General features: G+C 61.7%; 27 protein-coding genes and 1 tRNA gene. 17 read left to right on the top strand and 11 right to left on the bottom strand.

The features are described from left to right. Window position 1 precedes the first annotated feature (1 nt). Complete coding sequence (locus tag FHX10_RS03330) at window positions 2-817, bottom strand: chromate resistance protein ChrB domain-containing protein (protein WP_063474705.1); 816 nt, start codon at window positions 815-817, stop codon at window positions 2-4. A 284-nt stretch (window positions 818-1101) separates the two neighbouring features. Here FHX10_RS03330 and FHX10_RS03325 point away from each other — a divergent pair, with 284 nt between their 5' ends. The 5 genes from FHX10_RS03325 (at window position 1102) to FHX10_RS03305 (ending at window position 3912) form a co-directional block, all read left to right on the top strand. After that, on the top strand, window positions 1102-1410 hold the full coding sequence (locus FHX10_RS03325) for a hypothetical protein (protein ID WP_047610744.1): 309 nt from the start codon (window positions 1102-1104) through the stop codon (window positions 1408-1410). Between the two features lie 456 nt (window positions 1411-1866). Then, window positions 1867-2778 carry a PhzF family phenazine biosynthesis protein gene (locus FHX10_RS03320; RefSeq protein ID WP_063474655.1) on the top strand — a complete coding sequence of 304 codons (912 nt, stop codon included), beginning with the start codon at window positions 1867-1869 and terminating at the stop codon, window positions 2776-2778. A 218-nt stretch (window positions 2779-2996) separates the two neighbouring features. Beyond that, a tRNA-Lys gene (locus FHX10_RS03315) sits at window positions 2997-3072 on the top strand. 154 nt (window positions 3073-3226) lie between these two features. After that, entirely contained in the window at window positions 3227-3523 is a 297-nt protein-coding gene (locus FHX10_RS03310; RefSeq protein ID WP_047610748.1) for a hypothetical protein, read from the top strand. 86 nt (window positions 3524-3609) lie between these two features. Further along, on the top strand, window positions 3610-3912 hold the full coding sequence (locus FHX10_RS03305) for a hypothetical protein (protein ID WP_097594224.1): 303 nt from the start codon (window positions 3610-3612) through the stop codon (window positions 3910-3912). Between the two features lie 149 nt (window positions 3913-4061). Here FHX10_RS03305 and FHX10_RS03300 read toward each other — a convergent pair whose 3' ends face one another. Together FHX10_RS03300 and FHX10_RS03295 are read right to left on the bottom strand one after the other, a co-directional pair. Then, entirely contained in the window at window positions 4062-4832 is a 771-nt protein-coding gene (locus FHX10_RS03300) for an NUDIX hydrolase (protein ID WP_063474653.1), read from the bottom strand. A gap of 8 nt (window positions 4833-4840) precedes the next feature. Continuing rightward, entirely contained in the window at window positions 4841-5950 is a 1110-nt protein-coding gene (locus FHX10_RS03295) for an endonuclease/exonuclease/phosphatase family protein (RefSeq protein ID WP_063474652.1), read from the bottom strand. A gap of 198 nt (window positions 5951-6148) precedes the next feature. Here FHX10_RS03295 and FHX10_RS03290 point away from each other — a divergent pair, with 198 nt between their 5' ends. After that, a complete protein-coding gene (locus FHX10_RS03290) occupies window positions 6149-6505 on the top strand; it encodes a DUF4189 domain-containing protein (protein ID WP_047610755.1) in 357 nt (118 codons plus the stop codon). 21 nt (window positions 6506-6526) lie between these two features. Here FHX10_RS03290 and FHX10_RS03285 read toward each other — a convergent pair whose 3' ends face one another. The 3 genes from FHX10_RS03285 to FHX10_RS03275 are packed head-to-tail and all read right to left on the bottom strand — an operon-like array spanning window position 6527 to window position 10249. After that, the gene (locus FHX10_RS03285) at window positions 6527-7582 is read right to left on the bottom strand and encodes an ABC transporter ATP-binding protein (protein WP_047610757.1); all 1056 of its coding nucleotides are present in this window, start codon (window positions 7580-7582) and stop codon (window positions 6527-6529) included. Beyond that, window positions 7570-9264, bottom strand: a complete 1695-nt coding sequence (locus FHX10_RS03280) for an ABC transporter permease (protein ID WP_063474651.1) — start codon at window positions 9262-9264, stop codon at window positions 7570-7572. The genes FHX10_RS03285 and FHX10_RS03280 overlap by 13 nt, the downstream gene beginning before the upstream one ends. 7 nt (window positions 9265-9271) lie before the next feature. Further along, a complete protein-coding gene (locus FHX10_RS03275; protein WP_063474650.1) occupies window positions 9272-10249 on the bottom strand; it encodes an ABC transporter substrate-binding protein in 978 nt (325 codons plus the stop codon). A gap of 297 nt (window positions 10250-10546) precedes the next feature. Between FHX10_RS03275 and FHX10_RS03270 the strand changes: the two genes are divergently transcribed. The 3 genes from FHX10_RS03270 (at window position 10547) to FHX10_RS03260 (ending at window position 13769) form a co-directional block, all read left to right on the top strand. Then, on the top strand, window positions 10547-11605 hold the full coding sequence (locus FHX10_RS03270; RefSeq protein WP_063474649.1) for an aldo/keto reductase: 1059 nt from the start codon (window positions 10547-10549) through the stop codon (window positions 11603-11605). A 323-nt stretch (window positions 11606-11928) separates the two neighbouring features. Beyond that, a complete protein-coding gene (locus FHX10_RS03265) occupies window positions 11929-12384 on the top strand; it encodes a c-type cytochrome (protein WP_244604775.1) in 456 nt (151 codons plus the stop codon). A 341-nt stretch (window positions 12385-12725) separates the two neighbouring features. Continuing rightward, window positions 12726-13769 (top strand): DUF2278 family protein, encoded by a 1044-nt coding sequence (locus tag FHX10_RS03260; RefSeq protein WP_063474647.1) that lies wholly within the window; start codon window positions 12726-12728, stop codon window positions 13767-13769. A 22-nt stretch (window positions 13770-13791) separates the two neighbouring features. On the opposite strand, the gene FHX10_RS03255 is transcribed toward FHX10_RS03260, so the two are convergent. Next, window positions 13792-15012 carry a PLP-dependent aminotransferase family protein gene (locus FHX10_RS03255; RefSeq protein ID WP_047610768.1) on the bottom strand — a complete coding sequence of 407 codons (1221 nt, stop codon included), beginning with the start codon at window positions 15010-15012 and terminating at the stop codon, window positions 13792-13794. A gap of 268 nt (window positions 15013-15280) precedes the next feature. Here FHX10_RS03255 and FHX10_RS03250 point away from each other — a divergent pair, with 268 nt between their 5' ends. The 6 genes from FHX10_RS03250 (at window position 15281) to FHX10_RS03225 (ending at window position 18567) form a co-directional block, all read left to right on the top strand. Then, the gene (locus FHX10_RS03250) at window positions 15281-16381 is read left to right on the top strand and encodes a branched-chain amino acid aminotransferase (RefSeq protein WP_063474646.1); all 1101 of its coding nucleotides are present in this window, start codon (window positions 15281-15283) and stop codon (window positions 16379-16381) included. Window positions 16382-16727: 346 nt separating this feature from the next. Continuing rightward, the gene (locus tag FHX10_RS03245; protein ID WP_047610772.1) at window positions 16728-16937 is read left to right on the top strand and encodes an AbrB/MazE/SpoVT family DNA-binding domain-containing protein; all 210 of its coding nucleotides are present in this window, start codon (window positions 16728-16730) and stop codon (window positions 16935-16937) included. Continuing rightward, on the top strand, window positions 16937-17314 hold the full coding sequence (locus FHX10_RS03240) for a type II toxin-antitoxin system VapC family toxin (protein ID WP_047610774.1): 378 nt from the start codon (window positions 16937-16939) through the stop codon (window positions 17312-17314). Before FHX10_RS03245 ends, FHX10_RS03240 begins: the two co-directional genes overlap by 1 nt. Before the next feature lie 105 nt (window positions 17315-17419). Continuing rightward, complete coding sequence (locus tag FHX10_RS03235) at window positions 17420-17671, top strand: type II toxin-antitoxin system ParD family antitoxin (protein ID WP_047610776.1); 252 nt, start codon at window positions 17420-17422, stop codon at window positions 17669-17671. Then, the gene (locus tag FHX10_RS03230) at window positions 17655-17990 is read left to right on the top strand and encodes a type II toxin-antitoxin system RelE/ParE family toxin (RefSeq protein WP_047610777.1); all 336 of its coding nucleotides are present in this window, start codon (window positions 17655-17657) and stop codon (window positions 17988-17990) included. The genes FHX10_RS03235 and FHX10_RS03230 overlap by 17 nt, the downstream gene beginning before the upstream one ends. Further along, on the top strand, window positions 17980-18567 hold the full coding sequence (locus FHX10_RS03225) for a class I SAM-dependent methyltransferase (protein WP_047610778.1): 588 nt from the start codon (window positions 17980-17982) through the stop codon (window positions 18565-18567). The genes FHX10_RS03230 and FHX10_RS03225 overlap by 11 nt, the downstream gene beginning before the upstream one ends. Window positions 18568-18616: 49 nt before the next feature. On the opposite strand, the gene ilvC is transcribed toward FHX10_RS03225, so the two are convergent. Further along, a complete protein-coding gene (ilvC, locus tag FHX10_RS03220) occupies window positions 18617-19636 on the bottom strand; it encodes a ketol-acid reductoisomerase (protein ID WP_047611747.1) in 1020 nt (339 codons plus the stop codon). 49 nt (window positions 19637-19685) lie between these two features. Further along, entirely contained in the window at window positions 19686-20351 is a 666-nt protein-coding gene (locus FHX10_RS03215; RefSeq protein ID WP_028757491.1) for a TetR/AcrR family transcriptional regulator, read from the bottom strand. Window positions 20352-20525: 174 nt separating this feature from the next. Here FHX10_RS03215 and FHX10_RS03210 point away from each other — a divergent pair, with 174 nt between their 5' ends. Together FHX10_RS03210 and FHX10_RS03205 are read left to right on the top strand one after the other, a co-directional pair. Further along, the gene (locus tag FHX10_RS03210) at window positions 20526-20972 is read left to right on the top strand and encodes a hypothetical protein (RefSeq protein ID WP_028757490.1); all 447 of its coding nucleotides are present in this window, start codon (window positions 20526-20528) and stop codon (window positions 20970-20972) included. Window positions 20973-20995: 23 nt separating this feature from the next. Beyond that, window positions 20996-21361, top strand: coding sequence for a DUF4087 domain-containing protein (locus FHX10_RS03205; protein WP_063474704.1), 366 nt, complete (start codon window positions 20996-20998; stop codon window positions 21359-21361). A gap of 11 nt (window positions 21362-21372) precedes the next feature. Here the strand turns inward: FHX10_RS03205 and FHX10_RS03200 are convergent, their stop codons facing one another. Beyond that, entirely contained in the window at window positions 21373-23055 is a 1683-nt protein-coding gene (locus FHX10_RS03200) for a hypothetical protein (protein WP_063474644.1), read from the bottom strand. After that, the gene (locus FHX10_RS03195) at window positions 23055-24113 is read right to left on the bottom strand and encodes a glycosyltransferase family 2 protein (protein ID WP_063474643.1); all 1059 of its coding nucleotides are present in this window, start codon (window positions 24111-24113) and stop codon (window positions 23055-23057) included. The genes FHX10_RS03200 and FHX10_RS03195 overlap by 1 nt, the downstream gene beginning before the upstream one ends. Between the last annotated feature and the right edge of the window lie 44 nt (window positions 24114-24157).

The following is a 24157-nucleotide window of genomic DNA, read 5'->3' as shown; positions in this document are numbered from 1 at the left end:
CTCATGCCCTCTTCTTCGGCGCTGGCCAGTTGTGGGTTTCCTCGGTCGCATCCCGGCACCAGCGGAAGAAGGCGTCGTAGAGCAGCATCCCGGCTTCCAGTTGCTCCAGATCGTCGGAATACATCCTGGAGAGGCCGAGCGACGCCGCAAGCAAGCCAGGCGCCTCGGGCGCGAGGTCGGGCCTTGCGGTATCCGCCGCCCTGACGATCCGCGCCAGACGCAGAAGCGGTTCCGACGCCAGTCCGAACTCCTCGACCATGACGTCAAAAGTGCAGAATTCGCCGCGGTGGCTCCAGAACACATCTTCGATATCGAAGGGCGCCGCCCCAAAGCGTTCTCCGACGGCGATAACTTCCGGCGCCGGCACGAACAGGAAGACAGCGCTCGGATCGACGAAGCGCCGGATCAGCCAGGGGCAGGCGATGCGGTCGATCTTCGGCCGCGCGCGCGTTACCCAGACAGTCCGTCCCTCCGCGTCGCGGCGCGGCAGCTTTTCCCAGGGGACCGCCGGTCCGCCTGCGATCCAGGCTTCGAAGCCGCCCTCGAGGCTCTCGGTATCGATACCGGCATGGCGCAGGTAGGCTGCAACGCCATGGCTGAGCTTGCTGCCCTTCTGGCAGACCACGACGACGGAATCGGCATCGACGCTGCCGGCCCAGGACGCTACCTCGGTATGGTCGCGCCGGATCGAGCCCGGCACCAGGCGCGGATCGAGCCCGAAGTCCTCCTTCGTGCGAACGTCGATAATGCAAGGCGCACCGGGAGTTCCGATGAGGCGGCTGAGCTTGTCGGGAGAAATTTCGAGAAATGACGGCATGACGCGTCCCTCCGTTGATCGGTTCTGTTGGACGCGATTCTTCAGCATGACGCCTCGTGGGGTGATCGCGACCCCATGGGAAAACCATGCAAAAGTGCCCCCGCCATGTCAAGGGCATTGGGTCGCGGCGGCTGCTGTCCGCAGGGCACCCGATCGGCCGGCATCTCGTCCTCCGGGACAAGAATGAAGAGGACGAAAACTCAATCAACACAGGCGCTTCGGCCCAGAACGGAACAAAATGCCCACTTCGGCATTCTTCTGTCACCGAAAGAGGAGAAAGTACCATGACGTACGACCCCAATAATGCCAACGACCCCAACCGCCCCCTGAACCCAAATTTGGATCTGCGCACCACGCCGAGCGCGCGCAACAATAATACGTGGGTTGTCTGGGTCGCTGCATTGGCCGTGATCGCTGTCGCTGCATTCGCCTATTCGCAGTGGAGCACCCCCGGCACATCGCCGGATACGACAGCCTCCACGACCCAATCCGAGCCGGCGCCGGCCAAGCCGATCGCTCCGACCGACAACAGCGCAACGCCCGCACCGGCACCGGCACCGGCCACTCCGCCGGCTGCCCCTGCCCAGCAGTAACCGCTGCTCGGCCAAAGGAAGCCGGCCGGATGCCGGCTTCCTGACCGCTGTGGGCTCTTGAAGATTATTAAGCAAACCCTACTTAAGGGATATCATATCTGTCTCTAACGGCTGACCACGGATGTACTGGCAGCCGTTATCGAGACTGATCGAGGAAGGTCGGTGCGAGTTTCGCCCGGCCTTTTTCTTGACCTCGTCATCGATGCCGAATGGGGCAGTCATGCCTGCTCCTGCCAAAGCGCTACCCGAAAATCGAAAGCGATTGTCGCGGCGCTCCAGGCCGACCTAAAGCGCCATGCGTGCTTTCGAACGCACAATGGACGCTCTAACACCTTGAATTTACGCATCGTGCTTTCCGAAAATCGATTCCGATTTTCGGGCCGATGCGCTAGCGCCTTGCACTCGACCGCTTGGTCGGGCAGGTTGGCGGCGCGATGACGATTCAAGGAGGCTGATGTGGCGCGAAGCTACAGCGTCTATGACGTGTTCACCGATCGAAAGCTTGCGGGCAACCCGCTGGCGGTGATCTTCGACGGAGACGATCTCAGCGACGAGGCGATGCAGGCGATCACCCGGGAGCTTAATCTCTCCGAGACGGTGTTCGTGCAGCCTTCGAGCAACCCCGCCTATGCAGCGCGGCTGAGGATATTCACGCCGGGGCGCGAGCTGCCCTTTGCCGGCCATCCGACGGTCGGCACGGCGGTGGCGCTGGCCGAGCGGGCTCATGGCGCGACGACCCGCGATCTCGTCTCGGTACTCGAGGAAAATGTCGGGCCAGTGCGCTGTGCGGTGCGGCTGAGGGAGGGCGAAGCGAGCTTTGCCGAATTTGACCTGCCGCGTAAGTCGCAGCCGGCCATCATGCCGCTCGACAAGCTCGGCATTGCCGATGCGCTGTCGCTGAAGGTGACCGAAATCGGCTTCGAAAATCATGTCCCATCGGTCTGGAGCGCCGGTGTCCCCTTCCTGCTCATTCCGGTGCACGATGTCGGAGCCACGCAGCGGGTGGAATTCGATCCGCAGCTCTGGGAAAAGATCGTGCCTTTCGTCGACGGTGCGCTCGCCTCGGCCTATGTCTATTGTCGCGGCGGCGTCAACCACGTGGCGAAGTTCCATGCGCGCATGTTTGCAAGCGGCATGGGCATCGTCGAAGACCCGGCTACCGGGGCGGCAGCGGCGGCGCTCTCCGGAGCGATCCACCATTTCGACCGGCTGACGGACGGACATCATCCAATCATGATCGAGCAGGGCGTCGAGATGGATCGTCCATCCTTTATCCACCTTCATATCGATGTCGACGGCGGGACGATCTCCAACGCGCGCATCGGCGGCCAGGCGGTGCGGCTGGCCAGCGGCACGCTCGACCTCTGATTTCACCGGAGCGCCGCGCGTCCGCCAGGACGCGCCCTATCACTTTGAATCGGCGCATAATCCTTTCCGAAAATCGCTTCCGATTTTCGGGGTTATGCGCTGCATTTCAGCCATGCCGAAAAATCTTCGCGATTAACCAAAGAAATTTCGCCTATGCGCTGGACAAGCCTGCCGATCCTGTTTATACGCCCCGTCACACCGCGCAGCCAAGCGCGAACGGGTGATTAGCTCAGTTGGTAGAGCAGCTGACTCTTAATCAGCGGGTCGTAGGTTCGAGCCCTACATCACCCACCAAATCTCTTGAAAAGATTGATGTTTCTGAATTCAGGCCGGATTTTCCGGCCTGCCGGGAACCGTTCTGGACGCCGGCGGCATGGTTCGTCTTGCCCTCAAGGCTGGCCGCCGCGATCCGCGCGCCCTATCTCCCTCTCACAGACGGGAGGGGTGCATGAGAAGCGTTATTTTGGCCGTCGCCTTGTCTCTGCCCTTGCCGGCCTTTGCCGCCGGTGCAACGGAGGTCAATGCGGGCGATCACAGCTGCGGCGAGCTTGCGCAGATCATCCGTCAGAATAAAAAGGTCTTTGTCCGCGTCGGCTTTGGCGGCCGCAGCTTCCGCTATCCGCCCGCCCAATGCAGCATGGGCGACAAACGCACCACCACCAGTTTTCGCGATGCTAAGGGGAAACAGTGCATTCTCGACTATGCCTGCGTCTTCGACCCGGCATCGCCCTATAATTTCCCCTAGAGCGCCGTTCGTCCTTTCGGACGCACAAAGGACGCTCTAACACTCTGATTGCGCCAGCCGCCTCTTTCTCACATGCAGGAGTTTCCATGAAAAGCACTGTTCTAGCCGTCGCATTGCTGTTTCCGTCCGCAGCCCTTGCCGTCGAGGCGGTGGAGGTCAATGCCCGCGATCACAGCTGCGAGGAGCTTGCGCAGATCATCAGGAAGGACAAGGCTGTTTTTGTGCGCATGGGCTTTGGCGGCCGCAGCTTCCGTTATCCGCCGGCCAGGTGCAATCTGGGCGACAAGTACGACACCGCCAGGGTAAGGGATGCCAACGGCAAGCTTTGCCTTCTCGACTACGAATGCGTCTACGATCCCCAGTCCTTCTATAACAGGATCCCCAAATAATATCCTGAAGCGTCGCCCAATACGGTTCCAGGCATCGGCTTCGAATCTCATGGGAGGCACGAACCACCGCCCTCTTCCTTCGAGGCCCCTTCCGGAGCACCTCTGGATGAGGGCTGATTGGTGTGGCGTGACGCGGACGAACTGATCGCCTATGCGCCGGCCTTGCCGAAATACCAGTCGATCACCGGCAGCATGGCGATGTTATAGGGATAGGCCGAGGGATCAGCCGAGCGGATGGCCACGGCGCCCGCGATCTCCTGGTCGTCGGCGACCAGCATGTGGCGCTCGATCTGCTCGATCATCTCGTCCGCCGTCATCTCGAAGCGGAAGAGCCGCAGCAGCGTTACCGTGCGCTTGTTATGGGTGGCGAACAGTCCCTGCCCCGCGACGGCATCGGCAAGATCGAGCCCGGTCTCTTCGTGGACCTCGCGGCGCATGTTTGCCTCGATGTCGCAGCTGTTGTCGACGATATCCTCCGGTTCGAGCGAACCGGCGGCGAAATAGACCTGGCCGGGATTGGCGGTATGGGCGCCCATGCGGATCGCCACCAGCGCGCCGTCGGAGCTTTCCAGCACCGGATAGGCGAAGACGTGAATGCCGCCCTGACGCTGCGGCTGCCGGCGCCACCACATGAACGCGGAAAAGGGAATAACATGGCCCTCGCCCACAATCCCGTCTTCGCTGAGCGATATCAGTCGCTGGAACACCATGCGCCCGTCGAATAGCGCCGGGTTGGCAGCGGTCTCTCGTGCCCAGTTCTCTCGAATCGCCGCTTCTTCGGTGGCGACGAGGGGATGGGGGCCGGGCAGGACGCGCAGATCCACGCCGGCAATCGGGAAGACCGTCGCCGACGGCGGCCAGCCGGCGAAATCATCGGAGAAATTGGCGTTGGTGAAATTCATGTTCAAATTCGTTTTCATGTTCGCTTTCAGGGGAGATCCAGTGTCATGACGACGGGGCAATGATCGGACGCCTTCGGCCTGTCCCAACCGGTGCGCGGATAACGCTCCACCTCCTGCCCTGGCGGGAAGATGGTGCGGTAGGGCTGGCCGCTGCGGATGATTTCGGGCAGGCGACCGGCATTATGGGCGGCGAGCGCTGGTGAAAGCCAGAGATAGTCGAGCTGGCAGAGCCACTGCTCCTGCGGCCCGCGCGCATGATAGAGCGTCCAGCGGTCCAGCGCCGCGCGGCGGCGTACGACGTTTTCGGCAAAGCCGTCGCGGCTGAAAACGTCGAGCGCGCTTTCGGCCTCGTCCTGATGCTCGAAACGATAGCCGGCGCCCCGCCGGCCGATGACGTCGACGCGCTCCTGATAATCATTCATGTCGCCGCAGATGGCGAAGCTCTTGGTGCCCGCGTGATCCGCACCGAAACGATCCTCGATGATACGGCGCACCGCGCGCGCCTCGGCACGGCGGATCGGCATGGTCGATTGCCGCCCGTCCAGCCCGTCGCGCGGATTGCCCATCGACTTGAAATGCACGACATAGAGCGAAAACGGCCGGCCGCCGATCAGAAGGTCGAGCTCCAGGCAATCGCGCTTGAAGATCTTGTCGTCGATGCGGTTGGTGAGCCCCAGTTCCTCGTCGAACAGATCGAGATCGCGATAGGTCGTCATTGCATGGCTGCGGATGTCCCTGAGCTCGATCTTCTGGCCGTCGCGCGTTTCCTCGCGCATCAGCACCGCGACATCGATGCCGCGGCTGTCATTGCCCTCGACCAGATATTTCTGCCGGTAGCCGTTTCCGACCATGCGGAAGAGATAGCCGTATTCAAAGGCCTGAAGAGCCGCCATGTTGTCGATTTCCTGCAGGCAGAGGATGTCGGCATCCGCATCGGCGATCGCGAGCGCCGTCATCTGCCGCGTATCGTCGGTCGCAGCGATCACCCGAGCCTGCTCGAGTTGCTGGTAGACGCCCTCGCTCGACACTTGGAAAAGCTTGATGACGCGGTCCTGGCGCAGCTGATTGCGGAAGCCGGTGAAATCGAAACGGGTCAGGAGATTTTCGACATTGAAGGTGGCGAGGCGAAGCGACATGGGAAGGATCCGGTTGCGGGGAGTACCTTAACCAGCAGAAGCCGCAGGAAAAGATGGCCGGCCAAGAAATATGCGGACAACCACCCCTCTTGCGGCCCCGGAGGCGATTGCCAGTGACTTAGGCCGCTGACATGCTCCCGCAGGCTCCGAATAATTCGTCCCGGACGACATTCACCGGTTCCGGGGCGGGAGCATTTCATGAAACGGATTTCTGCATCGATTGCGGTTTTGACTGCCCTCGCCGGCACCGGCCCGGCACTTGCAGACAGCTACGGTGCCATCACCTATTCGCCATCAACGGGCGCTCTGGGTTGGTCCAATGCCAATGACAATCGCGGCGACGCCGAAACCGTCGCCCGGCGCAATTGCGACAGCAGCGCCGATGACTGCCGCATCGCCATCTGGTTCCGCAATGGCTGCAGCGCGGTGGCCGTCGGCCATCGCGGCGGCTGGGGTTACGACAACCGTGAGGCCCAGCGTCAGGCGATCGGCAGCTGTGGACGTCAGACCGGAACCTGCCGTGTCATCCGCTGGCAATGTTCCGGCAGCGAGTGATCCCGAAAGGGCGCGGGCGTCTCAAAGCCGCCATGCCGCGCGCACCGATAACCTGAGACTGTCACCCGTCCGGACTGGAAAGCGGGAATAGGCCCGCAGCGCCTGCCCGTCGGCGAGGGTGAGCTTCAATGCATAGCGCTCGCCCTCGAAGAGAACGGATTCGACCGCCGCCGCGATCCCCTCGCCGGCGGCGGTATTCTCGCCGGAGACCATCACATCCTCCGGCCGGACGAGGACATCCATCCGGTCGCCGCTGGCGGTCCCGGCGACAGCACCGGCAAACAACGGCTCCAGCACAGGCCGGTCAAACGCCCTGCAATTTCCGGCAATCCGCGGCAGCGTCACGATCGCCCCTCGCCCGATCAGCCCGCCGACGACGCGGCCTTCCGGCCGGGCGTAGATCTCGGCCGGTGACGCCACCTGCAGCAGTCGCCCTTCCGACATGACGGCAACGTCGGTCGCGAGCGCCATCGCCTCGCTCTGGTCGTGGGTGACATAGATCATCGTCGCGCCCGAGCGTTGATGGAAATCGCGGAACGTTTCCTCCATCTCCTGTTTCAGGTGGCGGTCGAGATTGGCGAGCGGCTCGTCGAGCAGCACGACGTCGGGCGATGTGACCAGGCAGCGGGCAAGCGCCACGCGCTGGCGCTGGCCGCCGGAAAGATCGGCCGGCCGCCGTTCGGCATATTCGGCAAGCCGCACGATGCCGAGCGCATCGCGCACCTTCGTCCGATAGGTCTCGCCCGAAATGCCGCGCACCTTGAGGGGATAACCGACATTGTCGGCGACGCTCATATGCGGCCAGAGCGCATAGGACTGGAACACCATCGCCATGTTTCGCTTTTCCGGCGGCAGCGATTGCGCGGCATCGGCAAGCAGCCGCTCGCCGAGATGGACCGACCCGTCGGTCGGCGTCTCGAAACCGGCGATCATGCGCAGCACCGTCGTCTTGCCGCAGCCGGAAGGCCCGAGCAGCGCCAGGAAGCCACCCTCACGCACATCGAGCGAAAACCCGCTGACGACAGCCCGTCCGGTGCCGAAATCCTTGCCGAGCTGATTGAGGATCAGCCTCGCCATGGGACCACTCCTTTCGGCAGCTGTTTGGCCAGAAGCTCAAGCAGCAGCATCAGCATGACGACCATGACGACGACGAGCACCGAAAGCGCCGAAGCAAGGTCGGAACTGCCGCTGTCATCGAGATTATAAATGGCGACACCGAGCGTCTGCGTGCCGGCCGACCAGAGAAGTGCGGAGATCGTCAGCTCGTTGCAGGCGATCAGGAAGACGAGGATGACGGAGGCGCCAGCGGCCGGCGCGATCAGCGGCACGATGATATCGGCAAGCCGGCGGAAGAAGCCGGCCCCGGAAAGCCGTGCCGCCTCTTCGAGCGCCGGATCGAGCTGATGAAAGGCACTGACCACCGGTTTCAGGCTGACGGCGAAGAAGGAGGAGAAATAGGCAATCAGGATGATCCAGATCGTGCCGTAGAGCGAGACGCGCAGGAATGGGATGGGTGCAGCGAACACCAGGATGAAGGAAACAGCCATGACGATGCCGGGCAGCGAATAGGGTATTTCGATGAGGCCGGAAACGATGCGGGAAGCCGCATCCTTGCGCCGCGTCAGCGCATAGGCTGCAAGCATTGTCACCACCAGGAGACCAAGCGCGGTGGCGCCGGCAAGCGACAGCGAATTGACAAAGGCCGTGCGCGTCACCGCCTGCCGGAACAGGATCTCCTCAAAAGCATGCAGCGACATGGTCTTGAAGGTGAGCGGCACGCCATAGGCCGGCACCAGCGCGCCGGCAAGGAGCGCGAAGAAGGGCGCCGCCAGCATGAAGAACAGGATCACCCAGACGAGTGGCGCCAAGGCAAATCGCCAGGCACCGAGTTCGAAGGCGGCGCTCGCTCCGGATAGACCGATGACACGGTAGTCGCGGCCACGCAGTGCCCGGTCCTGGATCATCAGGCCGACGACCGAGATGATGGCGATGATCGCCGAGAGCACGGCGACATCGCCGAAGGTCCGGCTGGTGAAGGCGGAAAACTTGGTGAAGATGAGCGTCGGCAGCGTGAAGATCGAGGCCGGAATGCCGAGAATGGCGGGAATGCCGAAATTGCCGGTGCAGGAGACGAAGGAAATTGCCGCCCCGGCGATGATGCCGGGCAGCGACAGGGGCAGGATGATGTCGCGGAACACCCGCAGGCTGGAGGCGCCGGAAAGCCGTGCGGCCTCGACACCGTCGCGCGGCAGCGTCATCAAGCCGGCCCGAAGCGCCAGATAGACCAGCGGCGCATGCTGGACGCCGTAAAGCAGCGCGATACCACCCACCGAATAGAGCGGCTGCGGCGAGCCGAGCGGCGGGGCAATGGAAAGCGCCTTCAACATCGGGCTGGAGGGGCCGGACATCTGCACCCAGGCCAATGCCGTCACTTGCGGCGGGATCATCATCGGCAGCACGAAGAAGAAGCTGAGTGGCCCCTTGGCGCGGATATCGGTCAGCGTCAGCAGAAAGGCGAAGAGGCAGCCGATGACGAGCGAGATGATCGTGCCGAGGATGGCGGTGACAACCGTGTAATAGGTTGCCGACCACAGCGACGCCTCGCTCAAAACAGTCATCACGCCGCCATCGGCGAAGGCCGAGATCCCGACCATGGCAAGACGAGCGAGCGGCAGCACGCTGAGGATCAGGACGACGATGACGACAAAAGGAAACAGCCAGGCGGGCTGGCTGTTTCCTGTTTTGACATATCCGTGCATGAAAGTATCAGTTCGAACCGTAGATGCCCGAGAAGGTCTTCAGGTCCTGGTCGGTATTCTTCAACGCTTCGGCCGCCTTGATAGGCAGGACCTTGATGGTGTCGCGCGCCGGGAAGCCTTCCGGCACCTTCATGCCGTTGCGGGCCGGGATGTAGCCGAGCTTCTGAAAGCCTTCCTGGCCCTTTTCGGAGAGCACATAGTCGACGAACTTCTTGGCGGCGTCGGCATTCTCAGTGCTGGCGAGGATGCCGACCGGCTCGGTGACAACAGAAACGCCTTCGCTCGGGAACACGAAATCGACCGGAGCGCCCTTGGCCTTCTCGCGGATCGGCAGATAGTCAACGACCACGCCATAGGCCTTCTCGCCCGAGGCGACCGACTTCAGCACGGCGCCGTTGCCGCCGGCCGCGATCGCGCCGTTTTCCGCGAGCGACTTGTAGAAATCCCAGCCGAGGCCGGGAACGGCGGCAAGCGTCTGGGCGTGGATGAGTGCCGCACCCGAAGCAAGCGGGCTCGGCATGGTGACGAGGCCCTTGGCTTCCGGCTTGGTCAGATCCTTCCAGCTCGCAGGCTTCATCGAAGCCGACGTGTTGTACATGATGCCTGTCGTGATCAGCTTGGTGGAGTAGTAGTAACCGTCGGCATCATAGAGGGCAGCATCGTACCCTGCGGCTTCCGGCGACTTGTAGGCCAGGAGCCTGCCGTCTTCCTTGAGGCGCTCCAGCGTCACGACATCGGCGATCAGCAGAACGTCGGCGAGCGGGTTGCCGGCCTGGATCTCGGCCTGGAGCTTCGCCATGATCTTCGGCGTGCCGTCGCGCACCCAGTCGACCTTGATATCAGGATTGGCGGCCATGAACCCATCGACCGTTGCCTGCGCATCTTCGTTCGGCTGGCTGGTGTAGAGAACGAGGTTTGCGGCCGAAGCCGGAAGGGCAAAGAGGCTCGCGGCGACAAGTGCTGCGGCAGAAACGATCGTTTTCATGGGAAGGATCCTCGATTTCGATACCCCTCCCTTATTAGGGGTCGTTGACAGCGATGTGACAGCACGCCGCAGCCGCCAGGCCCAGGCTTCACAACCTTCCTTGACCTCCCCCGGCTTTGCCGACAATCGGGGCGATAGCTGTGGCGCAATCTCGCAGGCGTCGTCTTCAACCCTGTGAAACATCCGATCATCTGGTATCCTGGCGCCAAGCAATCTCACCCAGGCGTGAACACTCGGAGATTGCCATTGCCGGGCTTTGCGCTACGTCACTCACGTTTCAATGAAGGAGGAATTTCTATGGAATATCGTCTGCTCGGCCGTTCCGGCCTGAAGATTTCGACTTTGACCATGGGCACGATGACCTTCGGCGGCGTCGGCTGGGCGAAGACCGTCGGGGACCTCGGCGTTTCCGAGGCTCGCAAGATGATCGATATGTGCATCGATGCCGGCATCAACCTGATCGATACCGCCAATGCCTATTCATCAGGCGAATGCGAAAACATCATCGGCGAGGTGCTTTCCGGCAAGCGGCCGCAGGGTGTGCTGCTCGCCACCAAGGCCCGCTTCAGCATGGGCGACGGCCCGAACGACCAAGGCCTGTCGCGCTACCACCTGGTCCGCGAATGCGAGGCGAGCCTCAAGCGCCTGAAGACCGATGTCATCGACCTCTACCAGGTGCATGAATGGGACGGCCAGACGCCGCTCGAAGAGACGATGGAAGCCCTCGATACCCTGATCAAACAGGGCAAGGTGCGTTACGTCGGTTGCTCCAACTATTCCGGCTGGCACATCATGAAGGCGCTTGGCATTGCCAACGAGCACAGGTACCAGCGTTTCGTCAGCCAGCAGATCCACTATACGCTGGAAGCCCGTGATGCCGAATATGAGCTGCTACCGATCTCGATCGACCAGGGCCTCGGCGTGCTGGTCTGGAGCCCGCTCGCCGGCGGCCTGCTCTCCGGCAAGCATCGCCGCAACCAGGCAGCCCCTGAAGGCACGCGCCAATTCGCCGGCTGGACCGAGCCGCCGATCCGTGACGAAAACCGTCTATGGAACATCGTCGAGACACTGGTCGCGATCGGCCAGGAACGCGGCGTTTCGGCGGCTCAGGTGGCGCTCGCCTGGCTAATCGGCCGCAAAGCCGTGACCTCGGTCATCATCGGCGGCCGCACCGAAGCCCAGTTCCGCGACAACATCGCCGCCGCCGAGCTGAAGCTGACGGACGAGGAGCGCAAGCGCCTCGACGCGGTCAGCCTGCCACTGGTGATCTATCCCTACTGGCACCAACTGAACACGGTCAGCGACAGGCTTGGCGAGGCCGATCTCGAGCTTTTCGCCCCGCATCTGCAACAATAGGCAGCGGATCAAGCACTGCACGGCCGCCACAAAACTCCAAGTCAACTAGGGCGTGAACTCATAAAAACGCAGCCATAGTCGCATGGAGGCGACGGGGGTCCGCTCGCCAATGGTTGCATCTCCTGATAAGCTCAGCATCACACTTCAGCTTAAATTAAGCCCCGATCTGGAGGCCTCGCATGCCTTGCAGCAGCGCGCTCGCTCCGTTCGTCATCGCCGCTCTCGTGGCCCTCGGTCCGCTGCCGGCTAGAGCGCAGAACAATGCTGCGCCACCGCCGGCGGCAATCTCCCACAGGGCCAAGCTTTGCGGGATGTGTCACGGTATGAAAGGTATGCCGACTGTTAAGAACACGCCAATCATCGCCGGCCAGCACGAGTCCTCTTTGCTGATAGCTTTGCAGGAATATCGCAATGGAGAGCGCACCGACGACCTCATGGGCCGGATCGCGAAGAATCTTTCCGACGACGACATGAAGGCGCTTGCGGCCTACTTCTCCGCACTGCCCTGGCCCGCCTACCGCGAGCCGGCCGACGCAGCGAGCATTACCCGCGTCCGAGCGCTCGACGCCGGGAAGAAGTGCACCTCGTGCCACCGGGAGGGTTTCGTCGGATACGCCAACACTCCGCGCGTCGCAAATCAGAAGCTGGACTACCTGATCAAAACCCTCTCCGACTTTCGCGATAACAAGCGCCCGAACATGCCCAGCATGACGGCCTTGGTGCGCAATTTTTCGGCCGACGACATCGCTGCCATGGCTCACTATCTTGCCGGCCTCTGACGATCAGTTCGGGGTCGGCGATGCACCGAATAGGGCCGACGAATAGCGATCACTGCGTTACGGCGATTGGCACCTCTTGCCCACGAACAAGCTATCCGTGCGCCGGTCATTTCTGGCCGTTTATCTGCTTAACAACCGCTCTGATTGCACTGCGTGACCTTTATGGCAATTGCTACATAAGTCCGCAAAAGTGTGCAGCGGTTTTGCGACCACGACATGGGTAAATCAAAGACCTAAAGCGTGGCAGGCGAATCTGAAGGATCGCGCCATACTTTAGTCGTCACAAAAGATGCACTTTCGCCGTGTTATCGTCAGACCCCGCCACTCCCGCGAGGTTCTCCATGCTGAAGAATTACAAGGTCCTGAAGGGCACGGCGAGCGCACTTGCCCTCGACGACGACAACGATCCTCATATCGAGATCCGCATCGAGGCAAACGGCGTCAGTTATCGCATCGCGCTCAATGTCCGCTCCAAGGAAACGCCGCACGATCTGCTCTACGCCAATATCGTCGATTTCAAGCACTCAGCGCTGACGGAGGCGCTCGAAGCGCTGCCGATGGGGCTGATCGACATCCGCAAGGACCGTCCGGAGCTTGCGATAGACTATGTTCGCGGCGGGCTGATCGAACGCGAGGATATGAATGTCGCACCCTTCCAGCTATCCGGCCCGAAGAACGACCTGCGCGACTTCATCGAGCCGATCGTCCAGGAAGGCATTGCCGATTCCGACGTGCATTTCTACGCCTTCGGCGAGGCCTGGGGTCCTGAGCACAACAAGCCGGACCAATATTTCCGTTTCGAGCCGGGCAACGGCATCCACGACATTCACATGAACCAGGGCGACGGCGGCAGCTTCAAGGCGACCAACGGCCCCAACCAGGACGGCGCCCTTCTCGTCCACTTCAACGATACCGACGAATGGGCGGCGATCTTCCTCTGCTTCCAGTCGCAGAATTGGAACACCGATGCGGCGACCGGCCATCCGGTTTCCGACAGCCGTGGCGGCCAGGGCCGCGGCGAAGGCACGCGCCGACCGCAGCCGATCGTCGCCTCGTCGCTGCGCATCGTCGCCGCGCTGATCAACCCGGTGAACGGCGAAGGCGGCACCGAGGCCGAAACGGTCACGATCATCAACCGCTCCGACATGACCGCATCGCTCGACGGCTGGAAGCTGGAAGACGAAAACGGCAGGACCCAGACACTGTCGGGGTCGCTTGGCGCAGGCGAGCTGCGCACCGTGGCACTCGATGCCGCGGCCGGCGGCCCGCAGCTTGCCAACAGGGGCGGCGACATCATCCTGCGCAACGCCGACGGCGCCGTGGCCGACCGGGTCGGCTACGGCAAGAGCGAGACGGCGAACGAAGGCTGGACGACGATCTTCTGATCGACGCCCTCGCCAGCCTGGATCAGCCGCCGATTTCGGCCGAGATCAGCGCGCCCAAGCGGCCGATGCCGTCCTCGATCATCTGCTCGTTGGCGCAGGAGAAGCTGACGCGGAAGGTGTTGGCGCCGGAACCATCGGCGAAGAATGCCTTGCCGGGTACGAAGGCGACCTTGGCGGTCTCCAGCGATTTCGCCAAGAGCTTGGCGCCATCCATCCCCTCCGGCAGCGTGATCCAGATAAACATGCCGCCCTCCGGCTTCGTCCAGCTCGTGCCTTTGGGCATATATTTCTCGAGTGCCGTCAGCATGCAGTCACGGCGCTTGCTGTAGGCGGCCTTGATCTTGGCGACCTGCGCGTCGAAGCCGCGCTCGGCGACATCTGATATCGCCATCTGGTTGATCGTCGAGGAATGCAGGTCGGCCGCCTGCTTCATCAGCACCAGCTTGCGGATGACAGGCGCATTGGCGACGATGAAGCCGACGCGAAGGCCAGGCGCCAGCGTCTTCGAGAAGCTGCCGCAATAGATGGTGCGCGTATCGTTGATATGGCCCTTTTCGGCAATCTCGAGCGCCAGGATCGGTGGGATCGGATCGCCGTCGTAACGCAACGACTGGTAGGCCGCATCCTCGATGACGGCGATGTCGAGGTCTTCGGCTAATGCCAATACCTTCTTGCGGCCATCGAGATCGACGGTCTCGCCGGTCGGGTTGGAGAAATCGGCGGAGAGATAGGCGAACTTCACCTTGCCGCCGGCAGCCGCTGCGGCCGCCCGATAGGATTCCGGCGTCCGGTTGCCGTTCGGCGTCAACTGGTCATAGGCCGGTTCATAGGCGTTGAAGGCCTGCAGCGCGCCGAGATAGGTGGGCCATGTCACCAGCGCGGTATCACCAGGCGACAGGAATAGCTTGCCGAGATAATCCAGGCCCTGCTGCGAGCCTGATACAATGAAGACGTTGTCGAGTTCGCAGGGGATGCCGAGAGCTGCCATCTGCTTGACCAGCCATTCGCGCAGCGGCTTGTAGCCTTCGCTCACTGAATATTGCAGCGCCGAGTTGACGGCGGCGCCGTCGAAGATATCGGCATAGGCCTGCTTGAATTCCCGATCCGGAAACAGCGCCGGATCAGGGATGCCGCCGGCAAAGGAGATGATGTCGGGCCGGTCGAGAAGCTTCAGCAACTCGCGGATCTCGGATGCGCGCATGCGCGACGAGCGCGACGCAAACATGGTGTCCCAGTTCAGCATGGGGTTTCCTCATATTTTCTATACCGCCGACAAACCATGCCAGGGAAATTATGTCAATAATACTGACCTATTTTCTTGTCATGGTGACAAGCGTAGACGCCATCCGATATCGAAGACGCTCGATCCCGAATTTGCTGCTCGACGTCAGCCACTCCAAGCGATTATTCCTCTGATCAAAGTCGAAACCGGCTGATTCAGACCTTTCCAAGACCAGCTCGGCGGCAGTAGTGTCGCCGCCACTATTCAAATTACTATCAAGGTGCCAGCAATGACCGTGACGTCGGCCTCTCCTGAAATCAAAATCGAACTCCACCAGTCTCCCGTCTCCGACGCCGATCGCATCCAGGCACTGGAGACACCCGGCTTCGGCAAGGTGTTCACCGATCATATGGTCCTGGCACGATGGACTGCCGACAAGGGCTGGCACGATGCGAAGGTTACGCCCAGGCGGCCGCTGGAGCTCGATCCCGCGAGCGCCGTGCTGCATTATGCTCAGGAAATCTTCGAGGGCATGAAAGCCTACAAGGCAGACGATGGCCGGATTCTGCTCTTTCGGCCTGAAGAGAATGCCCGCCGCTTCGCGCAGTCTGCAGCCCGCATGGCGATGCCTCCTGTGCCCGAAGAACTCTTCCTGAAGGCCGTCGAAGAACTGGTCCGCATTGACAAGGCTTGGATTCCGTCCGGCGACGCCAGCCTCTACCTTCGCCCCTTCATGTTCGCCAACGAGGCGTTTCTCGGTGTTCGTCCGGCTCAGGAATATATCTTCTGCATCATCGCCTCTCCGGTCGGCGCCTACTTCAAGGGCGGCGCGAAGGCCGTCTCCCTGTGGGTCGAGACCGAATACACCCGTGCGGCTGCCGGCGGCACCGGCGCTGCAAAATGCGGCGGAAACTACGCAGCCAGCCTCGTGGCGCAAGCCGAGGCGGCGAAGAAGAATTGCGATCAGGTCGTCTTCCTCGACGCAACAGAGCATCGTTGGGTCGAAGAACTCGGCGGCATGAACGTCTTCTTCTTGATGAATGACGGATCGGTGGTGACCCCGCCCCTTGGCGGCACGATCCTGCCGGGCATCACCCGGGCCTCCGTGATCGTACTCGCCGAAGAAAGAGGCTTGCGCGTCGAGCAGCGTCCCTACTCCTTCGCGGAATGGCAAGACGACGCTGCCAGCGGCAAGCTCGTCGAAGCCTTCGCTTGCGGCACTGCCGCAGTCCTGGCGGGCATTGGCCTGGTTCGACATGCCGGCGGCGAGTTTCTGGTCGGAGACGGACAGACCGGCAAATTGACCAGCGAACTGCGCCAGCAGCTCGTCAGTCTGCAGAAGGGCGTAACGAACGATGAGCGCGGCTGGACCCGCCTTATCCCGGCCTGAATTCCCGACGTTCCACGCAAACGGCGGCGTCAACACCGACATGGTGGGCGCCGCTCTCCGCCTCGCGCGCAAAGCCGCCGGGCTGTCGACCCTATTCCGCCCTCGCCGGAGTTCGTGTCGAGCTGCACGATACGCTACGATGCTCTTCGAGCGGACGGCCACCAAGCAATCCGCGGATCTCTTTCGAAACCGCGCGCCGCCCGGTCTTTTGTGGCCGAGTCAGCGGGAAGAATCATCGCTACTTCTCCTTTGGCGACCAAAATAGCACTAACGCCGAAAACACTTCGTCATTGACGGATGTCAGATGAATTCTTACCATTCATCTATCGATGGAGGAAAGGTAAGAATGACAACCGCAACCCTCTCCACAAAATTCCAGATCTCCATTCCCAAGGAAGTGCGCGAACAGCAGCACTGGTCGGCGGGGCAGGAATTCGTGTTCATCCCCAAAGGGAAAGGCGTGCTGCTGATGCCGGTCCCGACGCTTGCCGATCTTCGCGGCATTGCCGAAGGCGCTGACAAGGAAAACTACCGCGACCGGAACGACCGTTTCTGATGCGCGTGGTCGACAGCTCCGCATGGATAGAATGGCTGACGAAAAGTGCCGCCGGAACCCGGTTGCAGGCCAATATCCCGGTGCGCGATCAATGCATCGTTCCAACGATCGTGCAGCTCGAGCTCTCCAAATGGCTGGCACGCGAGAAGGACGAGGAAGCCGTCGACAGCTTCATCGCTTATACCGCGACATGCATGGTTGTCTCTCTCGACACGACGCTTGCCCGCCGTGCTGCCGAAATCTCGACGATCCACAAACTCGCCACCGCCGATGCGATCATTTATGCGACCGCGGAGCGCCATGATGCCGACATCCTGACCTGCGACGCCCATTTCAAGGATCTCGAACGCGTCATCTATGTCGATAAAAAAGACTGACCTGGATGTGACCCAAGTGCTCGACGGCGGAGCGCAACGCTTCTATCACAACGTGGGAAATGGTAATCTGGCATCAACCGGCATGGACGGACTGCACCGAATTCAATGGCGAAAATGACGATCTCTCTTCCGGATAATCTGGCGGATTACGTCGCACGCCGTGTCGCAAGCGGCAGATACGCCAATGCCAGCACATATCTGGCGGAACTCGTCCTGAGGGACCAGGACCATCGCAAGCTCGATGACGAAGAATTGCGTGAGATTCTGAGGCTGGCCGAAGAGAGCGGCATCAGCGACCGGCGCATTGCCGATATCCTGTTGGAAACGAAGGCAAAGCTGCGTGACATCAACCTATAGGCTGACCCGAACCGCAGATGCCGTGCTGTCGGGCATCGACGAATATGCCAGCTTGCACTTCGGCGAGGCACAGGCGGATGCCTATCTTCTCGACTGGGACAGAATTTTCGTGCTTCTTTCGCGCGCGCCCTCCATGGGAGACGAATGCGAAGAGCTTGGCGTCGGCCTTCGCCGCCTTCTTCACATGCGCCACGTCGCCTTCTATCGTGAAATACCGGACGGCATCCTCGTCATCGACATCATCGGCGCCGATCGGCTCCCCGAAAGGCACCTTCAATCCAACCGACGCTCCCGAACGGCCGATCCGCATGCCTCGTGACAATACCTCTGACTTCTACAGGCAAAACGCCGAGACCTACGCCAACCGGGCGCGCAGCCTGCCGAAGCAGCAGCTCGATGCCTTCCTCGCCGGGCTTGCGCGGGGTGCGGCAATCCTCGAACTCGGCTGCGGTGGCGGACAGGACAGCGTCTACATGCTGTCGCAGGGTTTCGACGTGACGCCGACGGATGGCTCTGCCGAGCTTGCAACACAGGCCGAAGCGCTGATCGGCAGGCCGGTCAGGGTCATGCTGTTCCAGGAACTCGACGCCGACAGCGCCTTCGACGGCGTCTGGGCGCATGCGAGCCTTCTTCATGTCCCCCGATCCGAACTGCCCGACGTCTTCGCCCGCATCCGCCGCGCCCTGAGGCCCGGCGGCCTCCTTCACGCAAGCTTCAAGGCCGGGGAAGCAGAAGGCCATGACGGCTTCGGGCGTTATTACAACTATCCCTCCGCCGAATGGCTCTCGGAGCTTCTGACGAAAGGCGGTTGGAGGAATATCGCCCTAAGCGAATACGACGGCGGCGGATATGACGGCAAGCCGACGCGCTGGCTGACCGTCAGCGCACAACGATAAAGGCCGGAGCTTTCGCCCCGGCCCTCGATTCCTACAGTCTGAAAACCGCTTAGTTCACGCTCTTGTCGACCAGCTTGTTCTTGCCGATCCAGGGCATCATGCCGCGCAGCTTGGCGCCGACTTCCTCGATCTGGTGGCTGTCGTTCAGGCGGCGGATGCCTTTGAAGCGCGAGCCGCCAGCGCGGTATTCCTGCATCCAGTCGGAAGTGAACTTGCCGGTCTGGATGTCCTTGAGGACGCGCTTCATCTCGGCCTTGGTCTCAGCGGTGATGATGCGCGGACCGGAGACATATTCGCCCCACTCGGCCGTGTTCGAGATCGAGTAGTTCATGTTGGCGATGCCGCCTTCATAGATCAGGTCGACGATCAGCTTCACTTCGTGCAGGCATTCGAAATAGGCCATTTCAGGCGCGTAGCCGGCTTCAACAAGCGTTTCGAAACCGGCGCGGATGAGTTCGACCAGACCGCCGCAGAGAACGACCTGTTCGCCGAAGAGGTCGGTTTCGCACTCTTCGCGGAAGTTGGTTTCGATGATGCCCGAGCGGCCGCCGCCGACGCCGCAGGCGTAGGAGAGAGCGAGTTCAAGCGCATTGCCGGAAGCGTTCTGGTGAACGGCAACGAGGCAGGGAACGCCGCCGCCCTTCTGGTATTCGCCGCGAACCGTGTGGCCCGGGCCCTTCGGCGCGATCATGACGACGTCGACCGTGGCCTTCGGCTCGATCAGGCCGAAGTGCACGTTGAGGCCGTGGGCGAAGGCGATCGCCGCGCCGTCGCGGATATTTGCAGCGATTTCCGACTTGTAGATGTCGGCCTGCAGTTCGTCGGGCGTTGCCATCATCATCAGGTCGGCCCAGCCGGCGGCTTCGGCAACCGTCATGACCTTGAAGCCGTCGGCTTCAGCCTTCTTGACGGTCGGCGAACCGGCCTTGAGCGCGATGACGACGTTCTGGGCGCCGCTGTCCTTGAGGTTCAGCGCATGGGCACGGCCCTGCGAACCGTAGCCGATGATGGCGACCTTCTTGGCCTTGATGAGGTTGAGATCGGCATCACGATCGTAATAGACGCGCATTTGAAGTTCCTTCCCTTTGCTTGTCTTGTTGACTGTCATTAAAGCGGAATCAACCGAGAACCGGCATCTCCACCAGAACCTTGTCCGTGCCGTAGAGCCGGAGGAAGGCGGTAACCGCCCTCTCCGCCTGGCGCGCGGTATCCTTGAGGCCCGGCTCGCCGAGCAGCATGCGCACATGCAGATCGGAAACAACAAGGCCGTAAAGCGTGTGATAAGCCTCGTCGGCATCGGAAAAACGCAGGAGCCCTGCCCTCTTTCCGGCATCGATCAACGCCATGGCGCGCCGGTCGATCTGGCGGCGGCCGCGCTCGAGCAGCAGCTTGCCGAGCTTCGAGCCGTCGCGGTTCGACTGGCCGATCGCCAACCGGTTCAGCGCCAGCGAGACGTCGCCGGCGAGCACCTCCAGCAGATCACGCGCGAAAATGACCACATGGTCGTGCAGACTTGCCGCCGTCAGTCGCTCGCCGTTGCGCTCGAAGGTGCGCACTTTGCTCGCCTGATAGGCGATCATCGCCGACAACAACCCATCGCGATCGCCGAACCACTTGTAGAGGCTCTCCTTCGAGCAATTGGCGGCACGCGCCACACCCGAGGTCGTCAGCGCCTTCTCGCCGCCATCGACGAGCAACCGCAACGCCTGCTCCAGAACGGCGTTCTGGCGCGGCGAAAATTCGCTCGGCTCTGCGGTATCGACAGACAAGGTCGTAGCTCCCATGTACGTACCGTACGGTACGGTTCGCGAGGTTTATGCGATAAACCGATCAGATCGTCAAGAAGCCCGGATCATTTTTTTAATACGGGAAACCGCGATCAAACACCAGAATTGGATAGGCGCGAATCCTTGGTGATCGCATATTGTCGCGGTACCCGTTTGCGCCTGGAGGCTTCGATGTCACGCCTGTCTGCAGCTCTTCTCCTGCTCGGAGCAATTTTCCTGGGCGGCTCAAGCGCTCTCGCGCAGTCCGACAGCGACGTCTATAACCGCATCGAAGAACTGCACGGCGACGCCGCAGGCTTCGACCGGCCGCTGCGCCAACTCGTTCGGGCGATGCGCTCGGGCGACGCCGAAACCATTGCCGGGCTTGCCGAATACCCGCTGACGGTCGAGGCCAGGGGCGAGACTTACGACGTCGAGAGCGCCGAAGATTTCATCGACAATTTCGACGATCTGGTGACGCCGGAAACGCGCCGCGCCGTCGGGCGCCAGCAATACGGGGATCTCTTCGTCAATAGCGACGGCGTCATGCTCGCGGGTGGCGCCCTCTGGATGGGCGCGGTCTGCGATGACGACGCCTGCGAGGAAAGCCATTGGGCGATCATCGCGATCAACAACTGAAATCTGGCGATGAGGAAAAGCCGATGAAATACCGGATCGCTGCCGCAGTCATCACCGCAGCCCTTGCCATCGCCGCAAATGCACAGGCGGCCGAAACGCGCTGCGGCTGGATTGAAAATCCGACGCCCGCCAACTGGTGGCTGGAAGATGCGGAAAACACCTGGACGATCATGACCCAGGGCGACGATGCCGGCGAGGTGGAAGGCATGGAGCTGATCTCCGACATCTCCGAACGTGAGTATGTCAGAACCAACGGCAATTACGGCTATGCCTGCGCCTGCATGAGTGTGGAGACGGATGGCAAGGAGCGCATCACGAAAATCCTCTCCTTCCGCCAGCTCAAGCTCGCCAAATGCCGTGCCGACAAGGCGCTGAAATTCCCCGGCTGATGAGCCGCGGCTTATAACGCCGTGGCGCAACCCGCCGGGATAGCCAAAGGCTCTGCCGGCATCGTCTTATCGATCGCGTAAAGCTTCGCGAAACCGGCATCCTCGATGACCGTCAGGCCCGACGGCATGAAGGTGCCGACATAGCGATCGAGAATATCGGCATTGGCGACCAGGACGAAATCGAAACGACTGCGCCAATCCGACAGATAGGGCGTGAAGTCTCGATATTGCTGCAACATTGTCGGGCATGAAAGCACACCCACCGACAGCAGATTGCCCTCTGGAACCGCGATCTCAGACCAGGGCGACAGAACGGAAAGTGGCTGCTTGCCTTTTGCGGTGAAGAGCGTCGGCACGAAAGCATGCGAGACGGGCACGGCAAGCGTCGGCAGATGCCGGAAAGTATCCAGTCCCCAGAAAAAATGCCGGTTGGAGTGGGCAAGGTAGCTCACTGTCTCAGGTTCATGCCCAAGTGGTAGCACGGCTGCACCGGCCGGCACCCTTTTCAGCACGCTCTCGACAGCGGCAACATCCTTTTGCGCCAGCCACCAGTTCCAGCCGATCCAGCCGGTACGGCCGAAGACCGCAAGATTGATGACGAGCGAAAGCAACAGCGCCTGCCGGCGCGGGAGATTGGCGAAGGGGCATACCATCGCCATGGCGACGAGCGCCGTCATGATCGGAAAGCGCCAACTGATCCATCCGGTGCCGAGCATGTGGCGAGGCGAAATACAGGAGAGCAGCAGCAGACCGCCAGCGGCGACGGCAAGCCCCGCATGCATGCGGATGTCGCCCGCTCGTGCGGCACGTGTGCAGATGAGGATCAGCGGCAGAACCAGTAAGACATCCACCACCGGGACATAGGTCGTGATGGCGGAGAGCAGATTGAGGACGATCAGGACGACGCTGTCGTTCCATGCAAGCCCAAGGCCGTTGCCACCGGCGTTGGGCAAAGATGCCGTGTGAAGGTAGAGCGCGAGCGGTGGCAAGACGCAGGCGCCAATCGCCAACGCCAACCGGCCGACGAGCCTCGTGAGACCCGCCTTCGATCGCAGTATGTCGATGCGCCACGAAAATTCGAGGCCGCAGACGATCGCCATATAGAAGCCGAGCGAGAAGATGTGCATCACCGTCAGCAGCAGCGAAGCGGCGAGCCGCCAGGCAAAAACCAGCGCGGGATTTTTGCCCTGCAGCCGGAGGTCGACGCAGGCGAAGAAGAGCGCCATGCCGAGGCCGATCTGGAAATTGATGAAGCCGCCGATCATGGTGGCGCACCAGCCGAGCGACAGCATGGCGGTCTGCCAGTGGTGCCGGCCGCCGAAAAGCGCGCGATGCAAGCCGATCGCGCCGAGCGGCGGCAGCACGATCGCCAGGAAAAGCAAAGTCCGCGCAAGCCTGTCGGCGCCGACAAGCGGTCCCAGCCAGGTGGCGAGAATGTCGATCCCGACATTGGTGAAGGTGCGGCTCCAATCGACCGCATAAATCTCAGGAAACGGCTGCTCGCCGATGCCGCCCGAAAGGAGCCATATCCGGGCGTAGTGATTGGGGTAATCGAGAACCGGCGGAAAACGAAACAGCACCACCAGCGCCGCGGCAAGCGCGACGAAAGCGGCGACCGCAATGGCGGAATCCTGTCTGGCGGCCAATCCCTGAGGCTCGCCTGCGACCACAGCAGGCGTGTCGATCTGGTCCATTATCCGATCCGACTGCTCTTTTGCGCTCGCGGAAACTCCCCGGATGTAAAGGCGACATCGAGTGCGGCGCGCTTATCGCTGGCGTTCATCTCCGGAAAAGCAGTCGGCAGCTCGGCGTGTTCGCCGCCGCGCAGGATCGTCTCGATCATGAACATCGGCCGCTTCTTGCTCTCCTGCACGAGACGGCCGAGATATTCGCCGATGATGCCGATACAGATCAGCTGGATGGCGCTGAAGGCGCTGACGGCGGCCATGATCGACGACCAGCCGGTAACCGTTTCGCCTTCCAGCCAGCGAACGAAGGTGTAGACGAGCAACGAGATCGCGACGCAGGCGCTGATCATGCCAAGCCATGTGGCTATACGCAGCGGCGTCGTCGAAAAGCTGGTGATCGCATCGAGCGCAAAATTGATCATCTTGCGCAGCGGATATTTCGTCGCGCCGGCAAAACGGGCGTCACGCTCGTAAGGGAGAGCAACCTGCCTGCCGCCGATCCAGCTGACCATGCCACGGATAAAGCGATCGCGCTCCGGCATCGCCAGCAGGATATCGACGACGCGCCGGCTCATCAGCCGGAAATCGCCGGTATCGCGCGGAATGGTCACCGAGGCGAGCCTGGACAGCGCACGATAGAAAAGCGAAGCCGAGGCAACCTTGAACCAGGTTTCACCCTCGCGGCGCGTGCGCTGACCATAAACGACGTCGGCGCCACGCTCCATGATCGGCATCATCATCAAAAGCAGTTCGGGCGGATCCTGAAGATCAGCGTCGATCAGGAGCACACGCTCGCCCCGCGACGCGGAGAGACCCGCCGTCGATGCCAATTGGTGGCCGTGATTGCGAAGAAGACGAACGCCGAGCACTTGCGGCACATCAGCCGCCAATTCGGAAATGATCTCCCAGCTGCGGTCGGACGAGCCGTCATCGACGAGAATGAGCTCGAAGGCATCCCCAGCAACGCTCCGAGCAGCTGCGACGGCTCGGCGGCAGAATTCGCGGAGGCCCTCTTCCTCGTTATGACAAGGCGCGACGATGGACAGAAATGGTTCTTGCGTCATACGGACTTCGGGCCTGCTGGATGGTTGGCGCCAGACTAGCCACG

This window comes from Rhizobium sp. BK591 (assembly GCF_014195045.1).
Taxonomy (GTDB): Bacteria; Pseudomonadota; Alphaproteobacteria; order Rhizobiales; family Rhizobiaceae; genus Rhizobium; species Rhizobium anhuiense.
This window is presented reverse-complemented; position numbering and strand designations above follow the sequence as displayed.